General features: G+C 63.3%; 25 protein-coding genes and 1 tRNA gene. 17 read left to right on the forward strand and 9 right to left on the reverse strand.

Annotated features, from left to right (window positions below):
- From K8I04_13980 to K8I04_13995, 4 genes are all read right to left on the reverse strand, one after another.
- Window positions 1–76, reverse strand: a tRNA-Arg gene (locus tag K8I04_13980).
- A gap of 272 nt (window positions 77–348) precedes the next feature.
- The gene (locus tag K8I04_13985; protein MBZ0072822.1) at window positions 349–1929 is read right to left on the reverse strand and encodes a general secretion pathway protein GspF; all 1581 of its coding nucleotides are present in this window, start codon (window positions 1927–1929) and stop codon (window positions 349–351) included.
- A 21-nt stretch (window positions 1930–1950) separates the two neighbouring features.
- The gene (locus K8I04_13990; GenBank protein MBZ0072823.1) at window positions 1951–4449 is read right to left on the reverse strand and encodes a LamG domain-containing protein; all 2499 of its coding nucleotides are present in this window, start codon (window positions 4447–4449) and stop codon (window positions 1951–1953) included.
- A gap of 53 nt (window positions 4450–4502) precedes the next feature.
- A complete protein-coding gene (locus K8I04_13995; protein ID MBZ0072824.1) occupies window positions 4503–5672 on the reverse strand; it encodes a hypothetical protein in 1170 nt (389 codons plus the stop codon).
- Between the two features lie 333 nt (window positions 5673–6005).
- Between K8I04_13995 and K8I04_14000 the strand changes: the two genes are divergently transcribed.
- The 15 genes from K8I04_14000 (at window position 6006) to K8I04_14070 (ending at window position 20868) form a co-directional block, all read left to right on the forward strand.
- A complete protein-coding gene (locus K8I04_14000; protein ID MBZ0072825.1) occupies window positions 6006–8588 on the forward strand; it encodes a hypothetical protein in 2583 nt (860 codons plus the stop codon).
- A 30-nt stretch (window positions 8589–8618) separates the two neighbouring features.
- Entirely contained in the window at window positions 8619–9356 is a 738-nt protein-coding gene (locus K8I04_14005) for an SH3 domain-containing protein (GenBank protein ID MBZ0072826.1), read from the forward strand.
- Window positions 9326–9979 (forward strand): outer membrane beta-barrel domain-containing protein, encoded by a 654-nt coding sequence (locus tag K8I04_14010; GenBank protein ID MBZ0072827.1) that lies wholly within the window; start codon window positions 9326–9328, stop codon window positions 9977–9979. The genes K8I04_14005 and K8I04_14010 overlap by 31 nt, the downstream gene beginning before the upstream one ends.
- A 13-nt stretch (window positions 9980–9992) precedes the next feature.
- Entirely contained in the window at window positions 9993–10505 is a 513-nt protein-coding gene (locus K8I04_14015) for a TlpA family protein disulfide reductase (GenBank protein ID MBZ0072828.1), read from the forward strand.
- A 2-nt stretch (window positions 10506–10507) separates the two neighbouring features.
- A complete protein-coding gene (locus K8I04_14020) occupies window positions 10508–10732 on the forward strand; it encodes a DUF4266 domain-containing protein (protein ID MBZ0072829.1) in 225 nt (74 codons plus the stop codon).
- A 58-nt stretch (window positions 10733–10790) separates the two neighbouring features.
- On the forward strand, window positions 10791–11909 hold the full coding sequence (locus tag K8I04_14025; protein ID MBZ0072830.1) for a DUF3570 domain-containing protein: 1119 nt from the start codon (window positions 10791–10793) through the stop codon (window positions 11907–11909).
- 184 nt (window positions 11910–12093) lie between these two features.
- Window positions 12094–12651, forward strand: coding sequence for an AraC family transcriptional regulator (locus K8I04_14030; GenBank protein ID MBZ0072831.1), 558 nt, complete (start codon window positions 12094–12096; stop codon window positions 12649–12651).
- 12 nt (window positions 12652–12663) lie between these two features.
- Window positions 12664–14595, forward strand: coding sequence for a tetratricopeptide repeat protein (locus K8I04_14035; GenBank protein ID MBZ0072832.1), 1932 nt, complete (start codon window positions 12664–12666; stop codon window positions 14593–14595).
- On the forward strand, window positions 14592–17390 hold the full coding sequence (locus K8I04_14040; GenBank protein ID MBZ0072833.1) for a tetratricopeptide repeat protein: 2799 nt from the start codon (window positions 14592–14594) through the stop codon (window positions 17388–17390). Before K8I04_14035 ends, K8I04_14040 begins: the two co-directional genes overlap by 4 nt.
- Window positions 17371–17853, forward strand: a complete 483-nt coding sequence (locus tag K8I04_14045; GenBank protein MBZ0072834.1) for a tetratricopeptide repeat protein — start codon at window positions 17371–17373, stop codon at window positions 17851–17853. Before K8I04_14040 ends, K8I04_14045 begins: the two co-directional genes overlap by 20 nt.
- A gap of 18 nt (window positions 17854–17871) precedes the next feature.
- Entirely contained in the window at window positions 17872–18141 is a 270-nt protein-coding gene (locus K8I04_14050; protein MBZ0072835.1) for a hypothetical protein, read from the forward strand.
- Between the two features lie 49 nt (window positions 18142–18190).
- Window positions 18191–18844 carry a MotA/TolQ/ExbB proton channel family protein gene (locus tag K8I04_14055; GenBank protein ID MBZ0072836.1) on the forward strand — a complete coding sequence of 218 codons (654 nt, stop codon included), beginning with the start codon at window positions 18191–18193 and terminating at the stop codon, window positions 18842–18844.
- Window positions 18844–19371: a biopolymer transporter ExbD gene (locus tag K8I04_14060; protein ID MBZ0072837.1), complete on the forward strand. Its 528-nt coding sequence runs from the start codon at window positions 18844–18846 to the stop codon at window positions 19369–19371. The genes K8I04_14055 and K8I04_14060 overlap by 1 nt, the downstream gene beginning before the upstream one ends.
- Window positions 19372–19373: 2 nt before the next feature.
- Window positions 19374–19880, forward strand: coding sequence for a biopolymer transporter ExbD (locus K8I04_14065; GenBank protein ID MBZ0072838.1), 507 nt, complete (start codon window positions 19374–19376; stop codon window positions 19878–19880).
- Window positions 19881–19884: 4 nt separating this feature from the next.
- Entirely contained in the window at window positions 19885–20868 is a 984-nt protein-coding gene (locus K8I04_14070) for an AgmX/PglI C-terminal domain-containing protein (protein MBZ0072839.1), read from the forward strand.
- 45 nt (window positions 20869–20913) lie between these two features.
- Here K8I04_14070 and K8I04_14075 read toward each other — a convergent pair whose 3' ends face one another.
- The gene (locus K8I04_14075) at window positions 20914–21234 is read right to left on the reverse strand and encodes a hypothetical protein (GenBank protein MBZ0072840.1); all 321 of its coding nucleotides are present in this window, start codon (window positions 21232–21234) and stop codon (window positions 20914–20916) included.
- 235 nt (window positions 21235–21469) lie between these two features.
- On the opposite strand from K8I04_14075, the gene K8I04_14080 reads away from it, so the two are divergent.
- The gene (locus K8I04_14080) at window positions 21470–22123 is read left to right on the forward strand and encodes a glutathione S-transferase family protein (protein MBZ0072841.1); all 654 of its coding nucleotides are present in this window, start codon (window positions 21470–21472) and stop codon (window positions 22121–22123) included.
- A 68-nt stretch (window positions 22124–22191) separates the two neighbouring features.
- Here the strand turns inward: K8I04_14080 and K8I04_14085 are convergent, their stop codons facing one another.
- Genes K8I04_14085 through K8I04_14100 form a run of 4 tightly spaced genes read right to left on the reverse strand, consistent with a single transcriptional unit; the run spans window position 22192 to window position 25391 of the window.
- Window positions 22192–23076 carry a cytochrome c gene (locus K8I04_14085; GenBank protein ID MBZ0072842.1) on the reverse strand — a complete coding sequence of 295 codons (885 nt, stop codon included), beginning with the start codon at window positions 23074–23076 and terminating at the stop codon, window positions 22192–22194.
- A 22-nt stretch (window positions 23077–23098) separates the two neighbouring features.
- A complete protein-coding gene (locus K8I04_14090; GenBank protein MBZ0072843.1) occupies window positions 23099–23338 on the reverse strand; it encodes a hypothetical protein in 240 nt (79 codons plus the stop codon).
- The gene (locus tag K8I04_14095) at window positions 23335–23952 is read right to left on the reverse strand and encodes a cbb3-type cytochrome c oxidase subunit II (protein MBZ0072844.1); all 618 of its coding nucleotides are present in this window, start codon (window positions 23950–23952) and stop codon (window positions 23335–23337) included. Before K8I04_14095 ends, K8I04_14090 begins: the two co-directional genes overlap by 4 nt.
- Window positions 23949–25391 carry a cbb3-type cytochrome c oxidase subunit I gene (locus K8I04_14100; GenBank protein ID MBZ0072845.1) on the reverse strand — a complete coding sequence of 481 codons (1443 nt, stop codon included), beginning with the start codon at window positions 25389–25391 and terminating at the stop codon, window positions 23949–23951. Before K8I04_14100 ends, K8I04_14095 begins: the two co-directional genes overlap by 4 nt.
- Before the next feature lie 325 nt (window positions 25392–25716).
- On the opposite strand from K8I04_14100, the gene K8I04_14105 reads away from it, so the two are divergent.
- Window positions 25717–26133 carry an Hsp20/alpha crystallin family protein gene (locus K8I04_14105; protein ID MBZ0072846.1) on the forward strand — a complete coding sequence of 139 codons (417 nt, stop codon included), beginning with the start codon at window positions 25717–25719 and terminating at the stop codon, window positions 26131–26133.
- Window positions 26134–26227 lie beyond the last annotated feature (94 nt).

The raw sequence follows: 26227 nt of genomic DNA on the forward strand, positions 1-26227 counted from the left end.
TGGCGCCCCGGGCAGGAATCGAACCTGCGGCCTACCGCTTAGGAGGCGGTCGCTCTATCCACTGGGCTACCGGGGCGTTGGGGCGGGGAAAGGCCGGCGTCGAGTTCAGCCTCAGGCGGTCGGCGGACCGACGGCCAGCACCCGATCGTCTTCGGGCAGTGGCGATGCCCGCCACGGGTTGCGGTCGTTCCCGCATTTTTGTCGGGCCGTTTCTGCCGCTCGATACCGCGGCCGATTGTAGCAGTTGTGCGGAGTGGGATGCCAGCGTGCGGCCATGGCCCGCGGGATGTGCACGTCGTCGCCCTGGGTTTGTGTTTCGGGCGGAATTCCAGCTGCGGGCCGCTGACGTCAGAGAGTGCCGTTCACGATCGGCGTGAAGGCCACCAGACTGTCGCGCAGGCTCGTGTTCCCCAGACCGTGCCCGGGGAACAGGTTGGCAAAATTGCCCTGTTCCCCGTGCAGGGCCATGTAATTCAAAATCACCGTCTCGACCATCAGGTTGACATTGTTGGCGGCCGGGCTGGATGCGGTCTCCACCGAGCCATCGGCCCTGAAATAGCCCAACTGCTGATGACGGGCCTGCCCGTCGAGTGAACCACCCTGCAGGGTCGCCCGGCCACCGGGATTGTAGACCAGGAAAAATGAGGCGGCGGTTGAGGAGTTATCACCGGTCCACACGCCCTTGCCGCGGCCGTTCAGCGAATTGTCCAGCGTACCGTTGCTGGCCACCGAGCCATCGCTGAAGACATACAGCATCAGCGGCACACCCAGTCGCGCGGCGTACTCGATGCAGGCACCCATGCAGCGTCCGGCGCGCAGATCGCGCAGTTCGCCGGTGGCACGCTCACCCGTATGGTAGTCATAGCCGCCCAGGGTGACGGTGCCGGCACCGGCAAAACCATTCATCACCAGCTTCATGACGGCGGCGGTCTTGCGGAATTCGTTGTCTCCGTCATAGTCCGCCTGGCTGAAGATCGGCCCGATGATATTCGGATCGATGGATGGGTTGAGCGCGGTCGGATCGCCATAGCGATCGACCAGGTCGGCACTTTTGACATAGCCGCAGCGGAGCAGACGTTTGATCTCGGCATCCCGCGCCAGGCGGGTATCGACCCGCCCGAGCTTCATATCGCTGATGCGCTGAATGGATTCCATCACGGCCACTGCGTCGTCCTGTGAGAGCAGTCCGACCAGCTTGCCGGTATCCACCAGGCCGGTGACGTCACTGGGGCGATCGACCTTGGTCGGGCGTACCGAGACATCGATCAAGGCTGCCGGGGCCATGGAGTTGCCCCCTGAGTCGGTGCTCTGTGACCCGATCAGGGTCAGCAGCTCGCCATCGGACCCGGCGCGATGGATACCGTACATAGGGTTGTGCGGATTGTTGCCGGTGTCGTTCTCGGAACGGCCGGGGATCACCGCACCGTTCACACTCGCCGCCGTCGCCGGTGAGATCTTGTCGAGAATCCCGCGCAGAAAGGCACTGTCCTTGTGGAAGGCCAGACCTAGCGTGGTATCGATGTGGTCGCCGCCGTTCACTGTGTCCGCGACCGGTGGGATCATGTCACCCGGCAGCCCGAGTTTGCTGTAGCCCGCCGTGGAGAGGAAATCCAGCTGGCCGCCCTGCCTGCCGACCAGCACATTGGAGCCGGCGATACTCGCGCCACCGGCCAGATCGAAACAGATGAACGGGATCTTGCCCGCACCCTGCACCGCGATGCCGCAGGTATTCTTCAGGTCCTGGAGGTCCGCCGACAGTGCGGCCTGTGCCGCACGGGGATTGGCAAACAGGCTGAACAGGGTCGGTGCAGTGACCAGCCCCAGCCCGCCGAGAAAACCCTGGGCCAGGAAATCGCGCCGCGAGAGTGGTCGCTTGTGGGCGGGATGTCGCAGTGGTTCATCGGGTGCAAAGAAGCGGCGTTTACTCATGGGGATTCTCCAGGGAGTTTCTTACTGCAACAACATCGCAGCACTGCCCAGGGTTGCGGCGCAGGCGGCCTTGACCACGGTTGCGGTGCGCTCTGCGGCACAACCACCGCCGCAGGATGTCAGCCTGGCGATCAATGCGTTCAATTCAGTAGTGACCTCCGCCGGGTCCGGGTGTGTGGTCAGGCCGGTACCATACATATTCTCGAACAGCGGGGTGATGATCAGATTGCGTTCACCCTGCGTGTCGAAGGCGCTGCCCGCGGATGCACCAAAGTTGAAGCCCGGGAAATAGCTGGTGCGCAGGACGGTATCGCTGACTAGCGCATTGCAATATTCGATGGCCAGCTGGGAGATGGCGACTTGATGTGCCGACACGAATCCCTCGATATCCTCTGCGGTCGGCAGTTGCTGACGGATCGTGGTGTACGTAGCGGCCACGGCAGGCGTATGCGCATCGACACCGGTCATGACGGCCATGGAGGCGTTGATCTCATCGAAGGTACGCAATCCGATGTCCGGAACCGGGGCGTTGTCCGGCGGCGCGCCGGGTGCGATCGGTACCGGTTCGGTAACCACGTTGGTATGCATTCCGATGCGTTCGAAGCTCAGGAAGAACTCATCACTGCCGACGCCCTGCTCCAGTGCAACGATGGTACCGAGTTCGGACAGCACCTGACCGTTTGGCGTGTAGGTGGTGTTCGTCACGGTCGTATCGAGGTTGCGGTAGGCCTGGCCGACCGTTGCCTCGCGGCCGTTGATGCCGATGCGCAGGGCCTGAATGGCAAGGCCGTCCGGTTGTGCCGTCGGATCGAGACTGATGAAGGTCGGGCGGTTGAAGAGGTAGCTGTAGCTGTCGAACTGGCTGACCTCGAAAAAGACGTAGCTCTGTGGGATGTCGGTCAGATGACTGACACCGAACAGCAGATAGAACTTCTCACCCACACCGGCCTCGAAGTTCTGTACGATCTGCCCGGTGGTCAGCGCGCGGTTGTGGATGGCCAGCAGCCGCACTTTGCCCTGCCAGGGCCGATTACCGCTGACCTCGTTGCCGAGTACCAGGGCATAGGTATCGTCCCAATCCGCCAGGGTGCCACCGCTGACCGGATCCAGATCGCCGCTGTAGACGCCGTTCACATAGATGCGGCGGCCGTTGGCGGGATCGAAGGTGACGACCACATGCTGCTGGGTTGCCTGCAGGCGTTCGTCCGCATCCGCGGTCGACAGGGCGGGTTCACCGTTACCGTCGGTGGTCCCGGAACGGTGCAGGAAATCGTAATTGTAGCGGGTCTGGCCCAGGGTGAAGTTGCGGGCGGCGGTGCCGGCCGAATAGCTGATGATCCGCGCCGGTCCTTCCTGGGTGACGTTGGCGGGTACTACCCAGGCCTCGATGGAGTATTCACCGGTGGAGCGGATGAGGTTGGCGAGTTTGCGGCTGGCCGTGGTGGTGCCCTGGGCCTTGCCGGTAATGAAATCGAGTCCGTAGCCGCCGACCCAGTCGACCTGTCCGCTCAAGTTCAGGTTGATGGCGGGTTCCACGCCGCTGGTGTCGTAGGCGATATTGCCCGAGCCGGTCTTGAATTCGTACAGGGCGATGACATTGGCCTCGTGACGGTTGCCGCCCGCGGCCACCACACCGTCACCGAGATTGAGCGATCTGCTGATGACCAGTTGCGGGTCGACCTCCGTGGCCGGGACCTGGTCCGCGAAGGCGGCAATGGCGGCACGCATCTGCTCGGCATTTGCAGTGCAATCGTCCCAGCAGTTGTGAAATTCCTGACCCAGTCGCAGCACGAAGCGCGAATTGGCCGGTGTGGTCAGATCCATCTTTGACAAGGCGGCTGCGTATGCCGCGTTCACGTCATTGTCGGCGAAGAACGGTGCCTGCGGATTCGGGCTGGACGGACGATGGCAGGCGGAACAATGGCTCGTGAGCAGCGGATAGACCGTGGTGGCAAACAGCGTCGGATCGGCGGGGGCGCTCTTGCTGTCACCGGGGAACTTCTCCATTGGGGGCGTCAGTTCGATCTGGCGTCCGGCCGCGCTCATCGAACCGCCGGCCCAGGCCGAAATGTAGGCCGTGATGATGTCGCCGCAGGCCGCATGACTGGCCAGCCAGCAGTTGTGCCCGCCGGCGACCTTGGTGACCATGGACGAGTCGGCCGGCGACGTCAGGTCGACGATGGTGTTGGCCGCCGCGTAAGCGAGATTCACGTCGTCCAGACGCACGAAGCCCGGGCTCTGGCCGCCGGCGCCATGGCAGCTGCCGCAGCGGTTGTTGGCCTTGAGGTTCTCCCAGACATTGATCCGGAAAGATTGTACGTCGGCCGTTGCGGGTGCCGGCCCGCCGTAACTGGATATCTCCGTGCCGCTGGTAATGGGGGTTTCGGTCGTCTTCTCACCGCCACCGCAGGCGGTCAGTCCCAGGGTGACAAGACACACAAGCACGAACCGTTGCCAACGCTGCTGGCAGACTGACAGCAGGGCTGGGGCAGCGGTGCTGCGGGTACTATGTGGCTGCATGGAGTTTCTCCACTGACGCTGCATGGATCGATCGTTCCGTCACTGGTGCCCGTTCAATCGCCCATGCAATACACGGCCGCATCGGCGAACACACGTTGCATGTCATAGTTGCCGGCCTTGAAGGCTGTGGTCATAAACGCAACCTGGGCACGATCGCTGGCATCACCGGGCTCGCGCAGGCACACGCTCTTGAACACCTTCTTGACCTGGCACTGGGCGAAGGCCTCGGTGTTGGCGAGCTCCTGACCGAGTGATTTGGCGCCATTGCCACTGCCGGGCAGCGCGGCGTTCCAGCCCAGCAGGGAATTACGACCATTGCGCCAGTAGTTGTCCCAGCGATCGTCCGGGGTGACGAAGCCGTATTGGAAGACATCGGCATTGATCAGATATTTGGCCATTACACGGGTGCCGGTTGCCGGATCGAGTTCACCGGCACGGTTGTAGAGCAGTCGGCCCAGGTTCGCGTCGAAGTTGTAATAGGCAAAGGCCTGGGCCATGGGATCCATGCCGCTGTGACAGCCAACGCAGGAGTTCAGAAAGAGGCGGCTGTCGCCGCCCGGACTGCGGGAGATATCCTGACGGATACGGTCCGGTGAACGGGTGACGTCGCTGACCTGTTCGAGGTCGTTGCATAGATGGTTCAGCAGGGTGAAGCGGAACATGGCACGGTTGGTCCCGGCCACGAAAAATGCCTCCGCTGCCGCCCGGGTGGTCATGACACCGGCGGTCGCGTCGGCCGGCAGACTGGTCACGACCGACTGCGCCGCCGGCATCAGGGCGGTCCTCAGATCGTGTCCCTGGCTTTCGAGCGCCGCGTAGTGATTGTTGTTGGACATGGAATAGGCGGGCAGGCCCAGGTCCGAAGTCCCGACATAGACCAGATCGGCCGATAGCACGGTATTGAACGGAACCTGGTCGCGAATCATGCCGATCACGGTCGCGGTATAGTCGTTCAGGGGTGCGAATGCGGATTGATCGCGGTTGGTCCAGGGTGTGGCGAAATTCTTCAGTGTCACGTTGTAGAAGGCACTGTTGTCCATGGCGCGCTGTGCTGCGGCGAACGGGTTGCCGTCGATGATGTCCTGTTCCATGGCATCGAGCACGGCGGCACTCGGGGGCACGCCGGCAACGCGGTCATGGATACGCTTGGCCTGACGGCGTTCGAGATCACCGGCCAGCACGGTATCTCCACCGCTGACACCGAGGGCGATCACCGTCGCGATGCTCACACCGAGCAGTTTTCCGCCGAGTCTGTTGGATGGCTCTTTTGTGGTCATGCTGTCGCCTCTCCGTTCGATTGCGGCAGCACCTCCCGCTGCGCACGCGCTCGCCTCTGTACGCCGATCACGGCGGCTTCCCGTCCTTTGTCAGTAATTGTGCGCAAAACACAAAAACGTTTTGTGATCTTGGACCCAGTTTAACGATGCGACTGTGTCTGATAATACGATCGGGGCGATTCGTGTCGCTAGATGTGATGCATACAACACGAAACGAATCGAGAACGGCATGACCGATGCCGTTTACAAGGGGGTATGAGATTGTCCAGTCAGTATGCGATGGTACGCATCGGTCGGGTGGCGCTGTGCGCCGTCGTGTTGATGTCCGTGGGTTGTGGTGGAGGAGGGGATCAGGCGCCAGACCCGGTCGTCGAGGATTTCGGCATCGCCTATGTGAAACGGCCGGTTGCTGCGTTGCAGACGGTCACGGCACTGGATGCCCTGGCATTCAATCCCGGCAGTGACCTGTTCTATCGCGATCTGGCTTCGCCGAGTGCGCGTGAACGCAACGTGACGGGCCGCTTCACTGCCGGCAGGGGCGATGTCCGTGACGTGCAGATGTCCTATGACGGCAGCAAACTGCTGTTTTCCATGCGCGGTCCGGAGATCGAGGGCGCCGATCCGGAGGATCAACCGACCTGGAATATCTGGGAATACGATATCGCGAGCGACAGCCTGTATCGGGTCATCCTCTCGGATATCACTGCCGAGGACGGCCAGGACCTTACACCACATTATCTTCCCGACCGGCGCATCGTGTTCACGTCCACCCGGCAGCGACAGTTCAAGGCCACGCTGCTGGACGAGGGTAAGCCGCAATATTCCCATCTCGATGAAGACCGGCGCGAGTATGCGCCGGTGTTGCACATCATGAATGCGGATGGCAGCGAACTCCGGCAGATCTCCGCCAACCAGAGTCATGACTTCGATCCCGGGGTACTCAATGACGGCCGCATCGTGTTCAGCCGTTGGGACAACATGGGGGGTCGCAATGCCATCAATCTGTACACCATGAACCCCGACGGGACGGAACTGCAGATCCTGTACGGTGCACACAGCCACGACACCGGAACCGATGGTGCCACGATTCAATTCTTTCAACCCCGGCCGCTGCCTGACGGCCGTCTGCTGGTGCTGGTCAAGCCGGTGAGCGGCACCGATCAGGGTGGCGACCTCGTGTATGTCGATGTCGAGAACTACGGCGATAACACCGAGCCCACCTGGATCAACCGCAACAGCCTGAGCGGTCCGGCACAGACGCCTGCCACCGACGGTACGGTGCGTACCGATACCCTGCCATCGCCCGGTGGTCGTTTCGGCGACTTCTTTCCATTGTGGGACGGCACCCGTCGGGCGTTGGTGTCCTGGAATCAGTGCCGGCTATTGGAGCGCGACCGCATCGTACCGTGCACCGACGAGCGACTGGCAGCGCCGGACGCCCAGCCCGCAGCGCCCCTGTATGGCATCTATATCTACGATATGGACCGCAACACCCAGGTTCCGGTGGTGCGTCCGGTCGAGGGTATCGCCTATACCGACATCGTCGCTGCCCAGCCGCGTCAGCTGCCGGCGATCCGCTTCGATCAGCAGATCGGTGCCGGACTGGATGCCGATGCCGCGGCCGAAGCCGCCGGGATCCTCCACATCCGCAGTGTCTATGACGTGGACGGCATGGATACCGCCAGCCCGAACATCGCCACACTCGCAGACCCCGCGCAGACACCGGCAGACATGCGTCCCGCACGGTTTCTCCGGGTGGTCAAGGCCGTCGGTATCCCGGATCGCGATGTGCAGGTCGTGCCGGGCACGGCCTATGGGCGTAGCGCACAGCAACTGATGCGCGAGATCGTCGCCTATGCGCCGATCGAGCCGGATGGCTCGGTCAAGCTCAAGGTGCCCGCCAATGTCCCGTTGACGATCAGCGTTCTCGATAAGGACGGTCGCCGTATCGGCGCACGGCATCAGAACTGGCTGCAACTGCGCCCGGGAGAGACCGTGACCTGCAACGGCTGTCACAACCATACGAGCGGACGTCCACACGGTCGCCGGGATGGAACCCCAGCGGTGAATCCGGGTGCGCCGGCGACCGGGTTGCCGTTCCCGAATACCCAGGCGGCGCTGTTCGCCGACTTTGGCGATACCATGGCCGAGACCCGTGCCCGCATCGATGCGGCGACCCTCACACCCAGTGTCGATCTGATCTACGCGGACGTGTGGACCGATCCGGTCGCTGCGGGACGCCCTGCCGATACGGCCTTCGCTTACCGCTACATGGATCTCCTGACGCCGGCCCCGGTGTCCGCGGATTGTCAGGCGGCCTGGTCCGCCGGCTGTCGTATCGTCATCAATTACGAGACCCACATCCACCCGCTGTGGAATCGGGACCGGGCTGCCGCTACCTGCACCGCATGCCATACATCGACAGATGCCATGGGGGCTCTCAAAGTGCCAGATGCACAACTGGATCTGACCGACGGTCCCTCGACTGACCAGGCCGCACAGTTCAAGTCCTACCGCGAACTGCTGTTCAATGACAACGAACAGACCATCGACATGGGCGTGCTCCAGGACCGCCTCATCCAGGCCACCGACGCCGGTGGCGCTCCGTTATTCGAGACCGATGCCGACGGCAATCTCATTCTGGATGGCGCCGGTGATCCGATCCCGGTCATGCTGACCATCACCGTACCCGCCAGCATGTCGGCCAGCGGTGCGCGTGCCAGCAGTCGCTTCTTCAGCCGTTTCGATGCGGGCGGCACCCATGCCGGTCGCCTGCAGCCCGAGGAGCTGCGGTTGATCGCCGAATGGTTGGATATCGGTGCGCAGTACTACAACAATCCCTTCGATGTCCCGGTCAACTGACAGCGCATGCCGGTGCAGGGACCCCGCTCAATGCCGATCTCCACAGCCATCGTCGCGATCGTGTGCCTGCTGCTCAGCACAGTGGCGGCCGCCGACGGTTATTTCCAGGCCGAGATCGCCGCGCCCTACATCGAATTACGCACCGGGCCGGGACGCGGGTATCCGATTTATTACGTCATCGATCGTGGTGCGCGCATCGAGGTGCTCAAGCGCCGTACGGACTGGTTCAAGGTACGTGGCCCGGGCGGCCAGGAGGGGTGGGTGAGCCACGAACAGCTCGAGCAGACCCTTACGCTCGCCGGCGAACCGACCCGCCTGCACGAACCCGGCATCGGCGATTTCTCCGCACGACGCTGGGAGTTGGGCGTACTGGGCGGAGATTTCGACGGCGCCGATGTGCTCAGTGTCCATGGTGGCTATGCCCTGACCGAAAACCTGTCGCTGGAATTGTCCTTCTCCCAGGCGCTCGGCAACTACTCCGAGAACCGGATGGTGAACGCCAATATCCTCGCTCAGCCGTTTCCGACATGGCGTGTGTCACCCTTCTTCACCCTCGGAACCGGTGTGATCGAGACCGATCCGCGGGTGACCCTGGTGCAGGGTGAGGACCGCCGGGATCAGATCGGTCATGTGGGTGTCGGGGTCCGGGCCTATCTGACCCGACGCTTTGTACTGCGGGCGGAATACAAGAGCTACGTGGTGTTCACCAATCGCAGCGAAAACGAGGAAATACAGGAATGGAAAGCAGGCTTCTCAGTATTCTTCTGAGCACGGCAGCCGTGCTCGTGCCGACGGTGGCGGTGCATGCCGCCGACCCGGTACCGCCAGTACCGCAGGAGCAGGTCATCGAGCCGGAACTGGAGCGGCGCGTCTACACCGAGGCGGATATCGATACCGAGGACTTCGAGATCGGTGTCTTCGCCGGCGTATTGAGTGTCGAGGATTTCGGCAGCGAGGCCGTCTACGGCATTCGTGCCGCCTACCATGTCACCGAGGACTTCTTCGTCGAGGCCGCCTATGGCCGCAGCAAACTCGGCAAGACCAGTTACGAGAACCTGAGCGGTGCCGTGCAGTTGCTCACCGATGATCAGCGCGACTACAGCTATTACAGTCTGTCGCTCGCCTACAATGTGTTGCCGGGCGAGGCCTTCGTCGGCCGCAATCACGCCTTCAACACGGCCTTGTACCTCGTCGGCGGCGTCGGCAGCACGGACTTCGCCGGTGACAGTCTGTTTACCGTCAATGTCGGGATCGGCTACCGCTTCCTCGTGACCGATTTTCTCGCCTTGCGTGTCGAAGTGCGCGATTACATCTTCGACACCGATCTGCTGGGCGAGGACAAGACCACTCACAATCTCGAGGCCCAGGCCGGCCTGAGTATGTTCTTCTGAAGAGGAGACCGTCATGCACAGACAACCATCCCGATTTCCCCTGCGTTGCGCGGCCGTGACCCTCGCGGTGTTGTTGAGCGGCGCGTTGCCCGCTGCCGGGACCGGTCAGGGCCCGGCACCGGATTTCACGCTCAAGAGCCATGCCGGCCCCAACCTCAAACTCAGCGAGCTGCGCGGCACCGTGGTGATGATCAATTTCTGGGCCTCCTGGTGCGGGCCCTGCCGTCAGGAGATGCCGGTGCTGGATGAGCTCTACACACGCTATCAGCCGCTGGGCTTCACGGTGCTCGGCGTGAATATCGAGGAGGACCCGGGTAAGGCCAGGGCACTGATCGAGGAGCTGCAGGTAAGCTTCCCGGTGCTGTTCGATACCGACAACGAAGTCAGTCGTCTGTATCAGGTCGCCGCCATGCCGAGCACGGTGCTGGTCGATCGGGATGGAAACATGCGTTACCTGCACAAGGGTTATCAGCCCGGTCTCGAACAGCAGTATCAGGAACAGATCCGGACCCTGATCAAGGAATGACCATGTCACTGACCAAGGGGTTCGCCCTGTCGATCCTGCTCACACTCGCGGGGTGCTCCGGGATCGAGCCGTGGGTGAAGCCCTACGAGCGTGCGCATCTTGCCGATCCGATCATGAGCTTCGACCGTGATCCGATCGCAGCGTCCTACACGAATCACGTCTATCAGGCGCGCGAGGGCGCGCGCGGTGCGGAAGGCGGGCAGGGGGGCGGTTGTGGCTGCAACTGATGGCAGGGAATCCTGGCGTGGCAGGCCCGGCGACTGTGGCGGTCAGGTCCGGGGCGGGGTGACGCTGTTCACCGCACTGGCCGCCGGCATCGCACTGCCGTTACTGGCCGCGGTCCTGCCCGATGACCGGGCCGATGCGCTCTATCATGCCTACGATGGTGGCGGTGTCAAAGTCACCGGGCCTTCCTTGCAGATCCTGAAACGCATCGGTCAGAGCCTGGCCCTGTCGGGCAACTACTACGTCGATGCGATCAGCAGCGCCTCCATCGATGTGATCACGACTGCCAGCCCCTACAGCGAACGGCGTACCGAGACCTCGGCGGGTCTGCAGTACCTGGCTGGTAAGTCGATCATGAGCCTGGGATACACCCACAGCGACGAGAGCGATTTCGACGCCAACTCTGCCTATTTCAATATCAGCCAGAGCATGTTCGGTGATCTGACCACGGTCACGCTCGGCTACTCGCTGGGCTGGGATACGGTGGGCAAGACCGGGCAGCCGGATTTCTCCGAGGACGTCGACCGGCAACAGTATCGCGTCGGCCTGTCGCAGATCCTGAGCCGCGACTGGATTGTGGATCTTGCCTACGAGGGCATCACCGACGAAGGCTTCCTGAACAATCCCTATCGCTCGGTCCGCTATCTGGACCCCACCACGCCGGTCGGCTACAGCTACGAACCGGAACAGTACCCGCATACGCGCACCAGCAATGCCTTCGCGGTGCGCAGCAAATATTTCCTGCCGTATCGCGCCGCGCTGCACGGGGAATATCGCTTCTATGACGATACCTGGGGTATCCGGGCGCACATGGCGGAAGTCGGCTATACGCATCCCTGGAAGGAACGCTGGATATTCGATGTGAAATATCGTTACTACACCCAGGGACATGCCGACTTCTACAGTGATCTGTTCCCGCGTGCCCAGGCGCAGAACTTCCTGGCCCGCGACAAGGAACTCAGCAGCTTCGATTCGCATACCCTGGGCGTCGGTGCGAGCTACGAATTCCTGCGTGACCGGAGTGGTATCGAGCGTGGGACGCTCAATCTTTCCTACGATCACATCCTGTTCGCGTACGACGATTTCCGTGATCTGACCGTCGCGATGACCCCGGGCGAGGAGCCGCAGTACGATTTCACTGCCGGTGTCCTCAGGTTATATCTTTCGGTCTGGTATTGAAGATGCCGAATCAGGACTGTTAACGGGTTCTCCGAATCATCACTCGAATCACCGTCAGCCGGGGATCTGTGACCGTTATCACTCAGGGACCATGAGACAGGACGCTATAAAGGTGTGCGACCCGTCGCCACCGACGACCTGTGACTGTACATAAGAAACATCCATGCAGCACACAAGAAACTCTATGAACAGAATATTTGAGTCGAAGCACTGGTCGATACGGGGATTCGTTCTGGCCGCCCTTGTGGGCCTGTCCCTGTCTCAGCCGGGTCTGGCCGCCGACCCATCGGACTCACCACCGGCGCTCGACGGGCAGATCCAGGACCTCAAGCAGGAAGTACTCAAACTCAACCGGGAGCTGTTCGCCCTGGAAGAGGAGTTGCTGTATCCCGCCAGTACCCAGGTCTCCGTGTTCCTGTCGCTGGATGTCGGCGGCACGTTTGCACTGGATTCGGTGCAGCTCAAGATCGACGACAAGATCGTCACCAACTACCTCTATACCGAGCGTGAACTGGAGGCGTTCCGGCGCGGCGGTGTGCAGCGCCTGTACATGGGCAATCTCAAGGCCGGCAGGCATGAGGTGGTCGCCCTGTTCGTCGGTCAGGGACCGGCAGGACGTGACTACCGGCGGGGTGCGAACCTGGCACTCGACAAGGGTGTCGGCCCGGCCTATCTGGAATTGAAGATCACCGACAAGACCAGCAAACAGCAACCGGAGTTCGTGATCAAGGAATGGGAATAGGGCCCCGGAGCAATGCCTGTCCTGTCGCACCATCCCACCCCCGTCATACCGCCAGTGCGTACCTTCTCGCGCCACGCGCTGTGGCTGGCGCTGTGTCTGGCCCTGTCCGGTTACGGCAGCCACGTTGGTGCAGGCACGGGCAAACCCAGCGAAGTCCAGGACCTGGCCTATGGCGAGGTGCTGTTCGAGTTCCATCAGGAACGGTATTTCGACGCCATCAGTCGACTGCAGCAGGCGCAGGAGCGCCACGAGCTCGATTACCATGCCGGCGAGGCGGAGCTGTTGCTCGGTGGCATGAGCCTCTCCTACGGCCTGGATCGCGCAGCCAGCCGGTTGTTCCATCGTCTTCTGAATGATGACGTGAGACCCGAGGTGCGCGACCGCGCCTGGTATTACCTCGGCCGCATCGCCTTCCAGAAGGGTCGCCCGGCGGACGCGGCGGCGGCGCTGGCGCATATCGACGGCCTCGACGATGCAAGCCGGACTCCGCGCACGCAGCGAATGGTGCGTGCCGAGCAGCGCATGCTGCTGGGGCATGTGCGCCTGGCCCGGGGTGATGCGGCCGCCGCGGTTCGTGCCTTCAGTGACTGGGATGGTGCGGCCGGGGATCGCGTCTACGCCGACTACAACCTCGGCATCGCACTGCTGGCGCAGGGCGAGACGGGCACGGCCGTGCAGCTGCTGGACCGGCTCGGCACGCAAGCGGCGCATGGCAGCGAGGCCCATGCCCTGCGCGACAAGACCAACCTGGCCCTGGGTTATCGTCTGCTGCAGGCGGGACAGCCCGCCCGGGCGCGTCCCTATTTCGACCGGGTGCGCCTGCAGGGCCCATTGTCCGGACGCGCCTTGCTCGGCGCCGGCTGGGCAGATGCCGAACAGCAGCGCTATCGTGAAGCGCTGCTCCCGTGGCTGGAATTGCACGGCCGCGATGGTCGCGATCTCGCCGTGCAGGAGGCCTGGCTGGCCGTGCCCTACGCCTATGCGCAGCTCGGCGCACAGGGTCGCGCCGTCGAACTCTATCAGGAGGCCATCGAGGCCTTCGCGGCCGAGGGCCGCTCTCTGGATACGGCCATCGCCGCGCTCGATGAAGGACGTCTGATCGACACACTGCTGGCCGCGGAGGGTACGGGCCGGAGCTGGTTCTGGCAGATCGCGCAGGTGCCTGCCGCAACGCATACCCGCTACCTGGTCGATCTGCTCGCCACCCATCGCTTCCAGGAAGCGGTCAAGAACCTGCGCGATCTCAAGGATCTCGGCGACCGCCTCGACGCCTGGGCCGGTTCGGTAGAGACCTTCGAGCACATGATCGAGGCACGCCGGCTGCGCCATACACAACATGCCCCGCGGTTGCGCGGGCGTCTCGATGACCTGGATATCGATGCGACCCGGACGCGGCATGCGCAGCTGGCAGAGGAACTCGCGCACATCGAGCGCAGCAATGACGCCCTGGGATTGATGACGGCGCAGGAGCGCACGACCTGGGACCGACTGGCGGCCATCGAGGCACGGCTGGCGGCGCTGCCTGACGACGCACGTGCACAGGCACTGCGTGACAAGCAGGCGCGCTTGCGTGGTGTGCTGCTGTGGCAGGTGCACAACGACTACAAGGCCCGCCTGCACAGCGCCCGCAAGGAACTCGCCGCCACCGTCGAGCCGCTGGCCACGGCGGCAGAACTGGCCGCTCGGGCGCAGGTCGCCTACGCGACGGCACCGGCCGCGTTCGAGGGTTTCGATGGCCGCATCGCCGGGCTGCGGGAGCGGGTGCGGGCGACCCGCAGCGAGACCGACCGCCTGCTGGCGGCGCAGGCGCAGTGGGTCACGCGCCTGGCCCAGAGTGAACTGCTGCTGCGCAAACGCCGCGTCGACGCCTACCTGGTGCAGGCGCGCTTCGCACTGGCACAGACCTATGATCAGGCGGGCGCTCCGCGGGCCGGTGCCCCATGATGTACCGCCATGCCGTCTGGCTGTGTGTGGTGCCGCTGGTGAGCGGCTGCGGCGCGCTCGGCTGGCGCGATCAGCCCGCAACCCTGGCCGATCTGCAGGGACGGCACATCGAGATCGTACCGGCCCCGATGCCGGACGATACGCGCGACCGGGCCATGGCGAACTACCGTGCGTACCTCGGTACTGATGGAGACGACGCGCTCCGTCCCGAGGCCATGCGCCGGCTGGCCGATCTGCAGCTGGAGGAAAACGAACGGCGGCAGGCCGAACTACCCAATGGCACGGCGGCAGAGCCCGTGGCACCCGATCCGGCCGAATCAGTGGCACTGTACGAGACGGTACTGCGCGAGTATCCGCAATACGCGCATCGCGACAAGGCCCTGTACCAGCTCGCGCGGGCCCATGACGATGCCGGACACAGCGAGGTCGTGCTGGCGACGCTGGAACGTCTGGTGCGCGAACACCCCGACACGCCACTGCGCAGCGAGGCCGAATTCCGTCGCGGTGAGATCCTGTTCGTGCACGGGCGCTACGGCGCGGCGGAGGTCGCCTACCAGGCTGTACTCGAGCGTGGCGATGACTCTGATTTCTACGAGCGCGCGCTGTACAAGCTGGGCTGGGCACGCTTCAAACAGAGTTTCTATGATACGGCCATGGATGCCTTCATCGCGCTGCTGGATCGGCGCCTGGCCACTGGCACTGCCGCCGTCGCCGGCATGGGTCGTGCGGAGCGCGAACTGCTCGATGATACGCTGCGGGTCGTCAGTCTGAGCGTGTCCTATCAGGAGGGTGCAGCCTCCCTGGACGCGTATTTCCAACGTCGTGGCGAACGCGCCTACGAAGACCTGATCTATGCCAACCTGGGTGAGCTGTATCTGAACCAGGAGCGCTATTCGGATGCCGCCGCGGTGTTCCATGCCTATGTCGAACGGCATCCATTGGCACGCCCCGCGCCGGTATTCCAGGCGCGGGTCATCGCTGCCTACGAGCGTGGTGGCTTTCCCACGCTGGTGTTGAGCTCCAAGCGCGACTTCGTCGAGCGCTACGCACTCACCGGCCCCTACTGGCAGGTGCATGTGCAGGCCGAGGTACCGGAGGTGGTGGCTGCGCTGAAGCGCAATCTGCAGGACCTCGCCCGTCATTACCACGCCGTCGCGCAGCAATCCCGACAGGCACCGGACTACGCCGAGGCCGCGCGCTGGTATCGCGCCTTCATCGTCTCGTTTCCACACGGTGACGCAACCCCACGCATGAATTTTCTGCTCGCGGAGACGCTGTTCGAGAGCCAGGCCTATGCAGAGGCCGCCGCGGAGTATGCCAGGACCGCCTACGACTATCCGCGTCACCCCCAGTCGGCGGAGGCCGGCTACGCTGCCTTGCTCGCCTACGACCGGCACGGGGCGACATTGCCTGCCGGGCAACAAGCGGCCTGGCAGCGCCGCGCGATCGCCAGCGCGTTGCAGTTCGCCGCTACCTATACGGAACACCCGCAGGCCATGGCCGTGCAGACCAAGGCCGCCGGGGACCTGTTCAAGCTCGGTGATTTCGCCGCCGCCGTGCAGGCCGCCCAGCAGGTGGTCGAGCGTGCGGACGGTCCGCGTGAGCTGCACCGTACCGCCTGGGCCGTGGTGGCGCACGCCAGCTTCGATCTGGGCGACTACGAGCGTGCCGAGGCGGCGTACCAGCAGACCCTGGCCCTGGTCCCGGCGCAGGAGAGCGGTCGTCAGGCACTGGTCGAGCGCCTCGCCGCGGCCATCTATCGTCAGGGTGAACAGGCACGCACCCGCGGTGATCTGGCGGCTGCGGCCGCGCATTTCGCGCGTGTGCGCAGCAACGCACCCGGTGCGGAGATCGTGGCGACGGCGGATTACGATGCCGCCGCGGCGTTACTGGAACTGCGTGACTGGCCGAACGCGACTGCGCAACTGGAGGCATTCCGTCGTCATCATCCCGATCACACGTTGCAGCCGGAGGTGACCCGCAAGCTCGCAGTCGCCTACCTGGAAGGCGGACGCACCGGGCAGGCGGCGGCTGAATTCGTGCGCGTCGCCGACGCCAGTCAGGATCCACACCTGCAGCGCGAGGCCCTGTGGCAGGCGGCCGAGCTCTATCAGCAGTCGCACCAGACCGTGCCGGCCCTCCAGACCTGGGGCGACTACGTCAAGCGCTTCCCGCAGCCGCTGGAACCGGCTACCGAGGCGCGCCAGCAGCTGGCGGATCTGCACACCGCAGCGGGCGCACCGGCCGCGCGGCTGGCCGTGCTCACCGAGCTGGTGCAACACGAAGCCGCGGCGCCCTCCACCGAACGCAGCGAACGCACGCGCTATCTGGCGGCCAGGGCCGCCCTGGAGATCGCCATGCCGGCAGTCGAGTCGTATCGGCACATCGTGCTCAAGGCACCGCTGAAGAAACACCTCGACAGCAAGCAGCACCACCTCAAACTTGCGGTCGCGGCCTGCACCCGCGCCGCCGAATACGGCGTCGCCGAGGTGACCACCGCGGCGACCTATCACATCGCCGAGATCTACCGCCATTTCGGTCAGGCCCTGCTCGACTCCGAACGTCCCGGCAATCTGTCGGCGGAAGAGGCCGAGCAGTATGTCCTGTTGCTGGAGGAGCAGGCATTCCCCTTCGAGGAACAGGCCATCGAGATCCACGAGACCAATGTCGCGCGTATCCCGCAGGGGATCTACGACGACTGGGTACGGCAGAGTCTGCAACAGCTCGCGCAGCTGCTGCCGGTCCGCTATGCCAAACAGGAACGGGGGGAGGACGATGTCGCGGAAATCCGCTGAGACACGGTCCGCCGTACTGCTGCTGTGCCTGCTGACGGCCGGCTGCGCATCGAACCGGACCGTCGACGATCCCGCCGTCGTGCGCGCCCAGGCGGTCGCGTCGAACGAGTACCGACAGGCGTTGCAGCTCGCCCGGGACGGCCAGCGCGCAGACGCCATCGCCGCCCTGGAGCAGGCGGTCATGGTGCGTCCGGCCAATGCCGCGGCGCACAACCGGCTGGGCATGCTGTACCGCGAGGCCGGCCGGTTCGCGGATGCCCGCAAGGCCTACGAGACCGCCTTGGACATCGATCCTGAGTACGCACTGGCGCACCGCAATATCGGTATCTTGCTCGACATCTATCTGCAGCAGCCGGTGCAGGCCCTGGAGCACTACCGCGCCTATGCGCGGCTGGCCGGGGAAGGTGATGCCGAGGCCGGACTGTGGGTCGCCGAGCTGCAGCGGCGTCTGGGCACACAATGACACGAGGCTCTGATCAGTATGCATAGACGTCTTGCCCTGTCGCTGTTGCTCGCCGCACTGGGCGCGACCGGCCAGGCTGCCGAGGACATGGACCTCGAGGGGATGGCCGTAACCGGCAACCAGGAACTGCCGAAGTCTCTGACCATCGTGCCGTGGAAGGCCTCGGGGCTGGGCGATATCGCCGGCCTGCCGACCGGAAGCCTGCTCAACGAACACCTGGGGCCAGTGCAGCGCGAGGTTTTTCAGCGCGAGTTGCGATATTACGATTCAGTTCACGGAACCGAGTAAATCCGGTTCATATGGTGTTATCAGCACATCGTTTTGGGGGGAAGTGACTATGGATATCTACCGTTCGATCGTCGGGTTTTTTCAGTCTGGTGGCCTGTTCATGTATCCGATCGTCGTCGTGTTGGCACTCGGCATGGCCATTGCGATAGAGCGCTACGTGTATCTGACGCTGGCGCGTGCGACCAACCGGCGCGTCTGGGGCCGGATCATGCCACTGCTGGCGGCGGGTGATTATCAGCAGGCCATTGTGGTGAGCCGCGAGTCGAAATCGGCGATCAGCCGTGTTCTCGGCTACGGCCTGGGCCGCCTGGCCTCGGCACGGCGTCGCGACGACATCGAGGTGGCCATGCAGGAAGGCCTGATGGAAACCGTGCCACGGCTGGAGAAGCGCACCCACTACATCGCGACCTTCGCCAATATCGCGACCCTGCTCGGTCTGCTCGGCACCATCATCGGCCTGATCCAGGCATTCACCGCCGTGGCCACCGCCAATCCGGCAGACAAGGCCGACATGTTGTCCGCCAGCATCTCGGTGGCGATGAACACCACCGCCTTCGGTCTGATGGTCGCCATCCCGCTGCTGCTGATCTATACGGTGTTGCAGACCAAGACTACTGAACTGGTCGACAGCCTGGAAATGGCTGCGGTCAAATTTCTCAATGTACTGACCGAGAAGGCCAGCGTCGGTGGTGGCGCGGCATGATGACCCGCCGCTGGCGCCGCCGCACCACCACGCGTGACCCCGGTGATATCAATGTCACCGCGTTCATGAATCTGATGGTGATCCTGGTGCCGTTCCTGCTGATCACGGCGGTGTTCTCGCGGATCGCCATCCTGGAGCTGACGCTGCCGGCCGGGGCTGCTGCCGGGGCCACGTCGCCACCACAGGGTTTCGACCTCGAAGTGGTGCTGCGCAAGGACGGCGTCGAGGTGGGCGATCGCAACGGCGGTCTGATCCGGCATATCGCTGCGCTGGACAGTGGCTACGACTACGTGCAGCTGGCGGAGCTGCTGCAGTCGATCAAGGCGCGCTACCCCGAGGAGCGGGACGTAACCCTGCTGCTCGAACCCGAGATCGAATACGACGCGCTGGTGCAGATCATGGATGCGGTGCGCATCGCCACGACCGTGGTGGCCGGCAGTGCGGTCAAGGTCGAGCTGTTTCCCGAGATTTCGATCGGTGATGCCCCGCCCGCGAGGGCGCGGGTCGCTGCCGCCGGAGGTCGTTGAACATGAAGATGTCGAGCCGTGCTGAACGCATGGAGCGTCACCATAAGCGCTGGGGGCGCGGTGGCGCACTCAATCTGGTGTCGCTGATGGATATCTTCACCATCCTGGTGTTCTTCCTGCTGGTGAACTCCTCGGATGGTGAAATCCTGCCGAGTACGCGCGCGGTGCAGTTGCCGGAGTCGGTTGCCGAAGACAAGCCGCGCGAGACCGTCGTGGTGATGGTGACCGAGTCCGACATCCTGGTGCAGGGGCACAAAGTCGCCAGCGTCACCGCGGCGCTGGCCGGCGAGGACCACGTAGTGCCCGCGCTCAAGGCGGCACTGGCCGAACAGGAGGCGCGTATCCTGCGCGCCGATGCATCGGTCACGCCTGACCGGCGCGAGATCACCATCATGGGCAACAAGGAGATCCCCTATGCGCTGCTGAAACGGGTGATGGCGACCTGCGCCGACGCCGGTTTCGGGCAGGTTTCGCTGGCCGTACTGCAGCGCCCGGCTGGGAAGGGCTGAACCCATGAGTGCCGCCCTGCATACGCTCAATCTACCCTGGATGGCCACCGCCGAGGAGGAGCGCCGTTTCCGCCGCATCCTGATCGGCGTATGCGGTGTCTTGCTGTGCCTGAGCGTGATTGCACCCTACCTGCCCCTGCCGGAGCCGGAACCGGAGGCCGTCGAGGTATTGCCCCCACGCCTGGCGAGACTCATTCTGGAACGGCCGGCGCCCGCCAAACCGAAGGTCGTCCCCCCGCCGCAACCGGTCGTCGAGGTACAGCCCCAGCCCAAGCCCGAACCGAAACCGGATCGCCAGGTGGAACCCACACCCAAGCCCAAGGTCGACAGCCCAAAGACTACGACCAAAAGCGTGCCGGCCCCGAAACCCGATCCCGATGCCGCGCGCAAGAAGGCGGCACAGAGCGGACTACTGGCGTTCAGCGACAGTCTGGCGGACCTGCGCGACAATCCCAGGCTCGACAAACTGCGCGACAACGCGCGTGTCTCGGAGGCCGGTAAGACGGCGACGCGCACCGAGCGTGCGCTGCTGACCTCCAAGGTCGCTGCGGCCTCGGCCGGGATCGACACCAGCCGGCTCAGTCGCGACACCGGGGATGTCGGGCTGGCCCAGCGCGGCACCACCCGCGTCGCCAGCCCGGTCGCAACCGATGCCGCACGCTCGAACGCGGCGCCCTCGGCAGGCAAGTCGCGTCAGGCCGCACGTAGTATCGAAGAGATCCAGATGGTGTTCGATCGCAACAAGGGTGCGATCTACAGCATGTACAACCGCGCCCTGCGCAGCAACCCGACCCTGCAGGGCAAGCTCGTGCTGCGTCTGACTATCTCGCCTGACGGCCGGGTGACCGAGTGCGCCGTGGTCAGCAGCGAACTTGCCGATGCGGAGCTGGGTGGCCGGGTGGTGGCGCGGGTGAAGATGTTCGACTTCGGGGCCAAGGACGTCGACGTGGTGACGATCACCTATCCGATCGACTTTCTGCCGGCCTAGACCGGTTGCCGTTGGGATGCGGGCGGTGCGCCACGCTGCAATGGTCTAATCCGGTGCGCGTGCGATCGGCCGGTCGCCGGCCCCGGACGGTTCCCCGCGCAGCACTTCGCGCGCCACGGCCGCATCACGCTGCAAGCTGCCGAGATACCCCAGCACATCGATGATTTCACGCAGCATGACCAGCAGCACGACCAACAGACCCAGGACGGCGAGCACCAGGGCCTCCAGAAAATACCCCAGCGCATAGCCTGCGATCAGCACGGCCAGGACCGGCAGCGATACCTGCCAGTAAAGTCGGCGGTGCCGATGCAGGCGCCTTTCGTAGTGGCGCGCGCTGCGGGGGCTATCGGAATGTTCGTTGGGCATGGTTGTGCATCCGTCCGATCAGACACAATAAAGTATTGGCATCTCTACTGTTCTATACTTGATCTCATCCCTGCCGGGCAGGGTAGCATCATTTCCGATACGCTCACTGAACAAAAGTCAGTATCGTCTCGATAAAGATTCCACTATCGAGGGTTCACAGGCAGTGTTCTTTGGCTTCGCGATGGAAGCCACCTGATCAATTGCTGGGAGCCACTCGCCATACCGGAGGTTTGTCATGAGTCTGGAGCTGGTTAGTTTCGTCATCTGTCCGTTTGTACAGCGTGCGGTGATCACTCTGAAAGAGAAGCGTATCGCGTTCGACATCACGTATATCGATCTGGAAAATCCCCCCGAATGGTTCAAGGATATTTCACCGCTCGGCAAGGTGCCACTGCTTAAGGTGGACCATGAGGTGCTGTTTGAATCGGCCATCATCAATGAGTATCTGGATGAAGTGTATCCGCCGGCCCTGCATCCGGGAGATCCGCTGGCGCGCGCCAAACACCGGGGCTGGATCGAGTATGGATCCAATCTGCTGGTGGAGCAGTATAAGACCATCATGGCGAAGGATGAAGACGGTTTTCGGCAGCAGTGTGACGCCCTGGGTGGGGTGCTGGCCCGTCTTGAGCCGGTAATCGGGGATGGCCCCTATTTCATGGGAGACCATTTCTCCCTGGTCGATACGGCCTATGCCCCGTTTTTCATGCGCTTTGAAATCCTCCGCAGGCATCATGAGGCACTGGCAGGCCTGATGCCGGCTCGCGTGCATCGCTGGGGTCAGGCACTGCTGACCAGGGATTCTGTCACGGCGTCTGTGGTGGATGATTTTGAACAGCGCTTTGTGGCTGCCGGTAAGAATAAAGGCTCATTCCTCCTGGCGGACGCATAGGGCCGTAGCGTCTGCATTTTTCCACCAGAGTAGCGGATATGCGCAGCACTGAAATGCATCACTGGCGATCAGTGCGCCGCGCGTAGCGTTGCCACGTCCGCTGCCGTGACCTTCGGCGCGTTGTTTCCCCAACTGCTGCGTTCGTGATTGATCACTGCCGCGATCTGCGCATCGCTCAGTTGGTCGGCCCACGGTGGCATCGGCGCGGCGTACTGTACCCCGTCGATCACCGTTCCCTGCAGGCCGTTCAGCACCACGTCGATGTGGGTGGTCGGATCCGTGTCGATGACCGCAGGGTTTCCCACCAACGACGGAAAGACACCGGGCAGGCCTAAGCCCGTCGCCTGATGACAGGAGGCGCAGTTGTTGCTGTACACCGACGCGCCCAGGGCGGCATCGCCATCGGTGGCACCGGTGGGCTGTGCCGCGCCCGTCGCGGCATTGCCAGCGGCGGTCGACACACCGGCCGACTGGGAGTGGTTCAGCGCCACGGGGCCATAGGTCGGGGTGGTCGCGAAGTCGGGTGGCGGTCTCCACAGTTGTACCCCGTAAAATACGCCAAAGGCGACAATGACGATGAACAGCACCCAGGCCCAGGAGGGAATGGGTGCCGGTGTCTCCGCCCGCGAGGGCTCCCATTGCGTCTCGCCGGCGCCCCCATAGGAGTTGATGAGAATGGGGATCTTGCCTTCGAGCACGTCGTTGTCGCGCACGCCGTTGATGGCAATGCCCGGGCCGTTGCGGACGGTAAAGTGGATGATCCGCACCCCCTTCCGGCCGCTGGAATCGTAGGCCTCCACCCGCAGCCGGTGGGCCCCGTCCTCGAGCCGGGAGGTATCGAGCTCAAAGCGCACCGGTGGGCGATGGCTCAGCAACGGTTCGGTTTCGTCATCCAGATAGACGAGCGTGCGAACCTCGTGGCGGACCTCTTTTTCCCGTTTGCCTTCGGCCATGGTGACTCCTCGGGACGTGGCGTCAGAAGTCGTCCCGCAAAATCTGGCGTTTGATATGGTTGGGGTCGTCTTCCTGCGGCCTGATCAGAAATCTGACGGTAAAGACACAGACCAGCAAGACAATGATGACGCCTGCTGCGACCAGGGCGATATCGAACGGACCGTCCGGTCCGTCGGCGGCCATGGGGTGGCCCTGCACCGAAGTGGAAAAATCGACGTCCGTCTGCGTCTGCAGACCGGTCTGTGCGGGCAGCCCGGTCATTTCCCGTCTCCGCCTGCCGCCCCCAACGGTACCTGTTTCAATGACAGCAAATAGGCGACCAGGGCCTTCGCGTCGGCGGTCGCCACGACCGTGCCCGATGGCGGGGCATAGGCGGGCGGTAGCGGCACGACCACCGCGTCCGCGGCCGGTGTGGCGACGACTTCGAATAACCAGGGGTGGGCCGGCATGATCGACTCCGGGCTCACCGCACGTGGGTTATACAGGTGGATGTACTGCCAGACCTCACTCGGCTGACGGGCGCCGATGCTGGTGAGATCCGGACCGGTACGTTCACTGCCGAGAACGGCGGGGGCGTAGGGGTGCCAGACATCCAGCGGTTTCACATAGGCGTAGTCGCCGGGCGCCGAGGGGCGTCCCCAGACCGCGTCCATCTGCAGCGGTCGGACCTGTTGCGTATGGCAGGCGACGCAGCCCTCGGCGATATACACGTGGAGCCCGTGCCGCTGCAGCGGCGACATCGGTTCGGCGCCCGGTAGCGGGTGGGTATGATTCTGTACCCAGATCGCCGGGCCGATGCCGGCGATCCAGGACAGTGCGATGTAGCCGAAGAAGATGACGGAAAAAAGCAACCAGTGGTTTTTGTGGAAGCTCATGCCAGCGCCTCCGCTTGTGGCGCAGGTACCTCACGCTCCCGATGAGACGGCCGCATCCGCCAGAGGTTATAGGCAAAAATCAGGTGCGACAGAAACATCATCGTACCCCCCACCGCGCGCCACAGCCAGAACGGTTCCATCAGGTGCACCGATTCGATGAACGGCGCATTGAGGATCCAGCTCACCCCCTGCAGGGTGCCACCCACCATCAGCGCGATGGTGTAGATGAGATAGCCCAGCAGGGCGAACCAGAAATGTACCCCGGCCAGCAGATGCGAGGGTTCACGCCCGGTCATGCGTGGCATCAGGCCGTAGATGCAGCCCCAGATCAGAAAGACGACAAAGCCATACATGGTCAGGTGCGAGTGGGCGACCGTGTAGTTGGTGAAATGCCAGACGAGGTTCAGTGAACGCAGCGCTTCCAAGGTCCCCTGTGCCGACCACAGGAAGTACCCGATCACACCTGCCAGGATAAAGGGCAGACTGTAGCTGCGCGCGATGGTGCGACTGCTGCCCTTCATGGTCAGCAGGAAATTACCGGTACCCGCGGCCAGCGTCACGAGCATCCCGACGCTGAAGATGATAGCCAGCGTTTGTAACGACCACGGTGTCGGTGAGAAAACGAAGTGGTGCCCCCCGATCAGGGTGTAGAACACCATCTGGGTCCAGAACGCCAGGACGCCGAGTGAGTACGAATAAATCGGCTTATTCAGCAGCTTGGGCAGGAAGTAGTAGATCAGGCCCAGCACGATCGGTGTGAACCACATGCCGACGGCATTGTGCATGTAGTAGCCCTGGATGACCGTCTCGCTGATGCCGTTCTGCTGATAGAACGGCAGGTAGGCGATGGTCACCAGCACACTGGTCCACAGGAAGCCACCCATGATGTACCAGTTGGAGATGTAGATTTCCTCAACCCCGCGAGCGGCGATGGTGCGAATCAGGTTGTAGGCAGTCAGCACGACGCCAGCGGCGAATAGCGCCATGACCGGCCAGATGTATTCGCGATATTCCTGACCACCGTTGTTGATGCCGCCCATGAGGCAGAGATCGCCAATGATGACGGCGAGGTTGATCAGGATCAGGCTGGTCCAGGCCAGTGGAAAGCTGTAGAGCCGCCGTTGACTGGTCTTTGGCACCACGTAGAGCACCAGCGCGATCATCGCCAGCGATGTCCAGCCCCAGAAGACGGTATTGGTATGCACCGGCCGCAAGCGCCCGAACGACAACCAGTGTATATGGTCCACGTCCGGCGCCGTGAACTTGATGCTCAGATAGGCACCGACCAACGTCCCGACGAGCAGCCATAGCGTGGAGAACGCCAGGTACACGTAGATGAGCCGCGTCCAGGCGGTGTCGCTTTCGATCGTCGATTCGATGCGTGCCTTACCGACGACGAGCGGTCGATCGACGGAGAGTAGCGAGGATGGTTCAGCCATTGTCTGCTCCCGATGAGCACACCAGTGCGCACTTATTCAGCTACCCGAACGGTCCGTTGGGCAACACCGACCGGGTACGCGCCGGATATACCGCGTCGTGGGTGCCGGATAGTGCATGGCGAGTGCGAATGTCTAGAAGTGTAGTCACTGGCGTCTCAAAATCGACCGACCGGGTTGCTCCGGTTGGGGGGCCGCGAGGACATATCTGCTCAGAACAGTCTATTCTCCTGATGGTAGGCAAGCCGCGAGGTGCGGTGGGTTGCCGATTGAAATGTCTCTATCCTGCCCCCATGTCAGGGGATACCCGTAGACCATAGGCCAGCCGATGACTTCCCGTGACGCTTACAACTGGATGTGGCACGAAGCGCTTGATCTGATGGATCAGGCCGAGCGCCTGCACCGACAATTCTTTGGCCCGTCCGTGACCCGTACGGCGATCCCCTCCTGGGAACCGCCGATGGATGTGATCGAAGCCGAAGATGCGCTGGTGGTCAGCGTCGCGCTGCCGGGCGCCGCCCCTGAGAACGTGGTCGTCACGCTCGAGGCCGGCGTGTTGACCGTTTCGGCGCTACGCACGTTCCCGGCGTGTTCCCGGTCGGTGCGCATTCACCGCCTCGAGATCCCCTATGGGCATTTCGAGCGACGTATCGCGCTGCCGCTGCGCGCGCTGGAACTGACCGGTAAGACGCTGGCAAATGGCTGCCTCACCCTGACCTTCACTAAACGGAAGGAAACGCGATGACTTTCAGCTCCAGATTGCACCTGCTTTCCGGCCAGGATAAGGACGGTAGCGCAACGCCGCGGGCCGACGCGACGGTGCCGCAAGCCGCTACGCC

Source organism: Gammaproteobacteria bacterium, assembly GCA_019911805.1.
Classification (GTDB): domain Bacteria; phylum Pseudomonadota; class Gammaproteobacteria; order Thiohalobacterales; family Thiohalobacteraceae; genus JAHJQQ01.

Coding starts and splice junctions, on each gene's coding strand:
- K8I04_14090 (MBZ0072843.1), bottom strand. CDS start 23,338: ATGACCGGGCTGCCCGCACAGACCGGTCTGCAGACGCAGACGGACGTC.
- K8I04_14060 (MBZ0072837.1), top strand. CDS start 18,844: ATGACCCGCCGCTGGCGCCGCCGCACCACCACGCGTGACCCCGGTGAT.
- K8I04_14050 (MBZ0072835.1), top strand. CDS start 17,872: ATGCATAGACGTCTTGCCCTGTCGCTGTTGCTCGCCGCACTGGGCGCG.
- K8I04_14030 (MBZ0072831.1), top strand. CDS start 12,094: ATGAACAGAATATTTGAGTCGAAGCACTGGTCGATACGGGGATTCGTT.
- K8I04_14095 (MBZ0072844.1), bottom strand. CDS start 23,952: ATGAGCTTCCACAAAAACCACTGGTTGCTTTTTTCCGTCATCTTCTTC.
- K8I04_14100 (MBZ0072845.1), bottom strand. CDS start 25,391: ATGGCTGAACCATCCTCGCTACTCTCCGTCGATCGACCGCTCGTCGTC.
- K8I04_14000 (MBZ0072825.1), top strand. CDS start 6,006: ATGGTACGCATCGGTCGGGTGGCGCTGTGCGCCGTCGTGTTGATGTCC.
- K8I04_14105 (MBZ0072846.1), top strand. CDS start 25,717: ATGACTTCCCGTGACGCTTACAACTGGATGTGGCACGAAGCGCTTGAT.
- K8I04_14080 (MBZ0072841.1), top strand. CDS start 21,470: ATGAGTCTGGAGCTGGTTAGTTTCGTCATCTGTCCGTTTGTACAGCGT.
- K8I04_14065 (MBZ0072838.1), top strand. CDS start 19,374: ATGAAGATGTCGAGCCGTGCTGAACGCATGGAGCGTCACCATAAGCGC.
- K8I04_14010 (MBZ0072827.1), top strand. CDS start 9,326: ATGGAAAGCAGGCTTCTCAGTATTCTTCTGAGCACGGCAGCCGTGCTC.
- K8I04_14070 (MBZ0072839.1), top strand. CDS start 19,885: ATGAGTGCCGCCCTGCATACGCTCAATCTACCCTGGATGGCCACCGCC.
- K8I04_14015 (MBZ0072828.1), top strand. CDS start 9,993: ATGCACAGACAACCATCCCGATTTCCCCTGCGTTGCGCGGCCGTGACC.
- K8I04_14085 (MBZ0072842.1), bottom strand. CDS start 23,076: ATGGCCGAAGGCAAACGGGAAAAAGAGGTCCGCCACGAGGTTCGCACG.
- K8I04_14075 (MBZ0072840.1), bottom strand. CDS start 21,234: ATGCCCAACGAACATTCCGATAGCCCCCGCAGCGCGCGCCACTACGAA.
- K8I04_14055 (MBZ0072836.1), top strand. CDS start 18,191: ATGGATATCTACCGTTCGATCGTCGGGTTTTTTCAGTCTGGTGGCCTG.
- K8I04_14035 (MBZ0072832.1), top strand. CDS start 12,664: ATGCCTGTCCTGTCGCACCATCCCACCCCCGTCATACCGCCAGTGCGT.
- K8I04_13990 (MBZ0072823.1), bottom strand. CDS start 4,449: ATGCAGCCACATAGTACCCGCAGCACCGCTGCCCCAGCCCTGCTGTCA.
- K8I04_14040 (MBZ0072833.1), top strand. CDS start 14,592: ATGATGTACCGCCATGCCGTCTGGCTGTGTGTGGTGCCGCTGGTGAGC.
- K8I04_14020 (MBZ0072829.1), top strand. CDS start 10,508: ATGTCACTGACCAAGGGGTTCGCCCTGTCGATCCTGCTCACACTCGCG.
- K8I04_14005 (MBZ0072826.1), top strand. CDS start 8,619: ATGCCGATCTCCACAGCCATCGTCGCGATCGTGTGCCTGCTGCTCAGC.
- K8I04_13985 (MBZ0072822.1), bottom strand. CDS start 1,929: ATGAGTAAACGCCGCTTCTTTGCACCCGATGAACCACTGCGACATCCC.
- K8I04_14045 (MBZ0072834.1), top strand. CDS start 17,371: ATGTCGCGGAAATCCGCTGAGACACGGTCCGCCGTACTGCTGCTGTGC.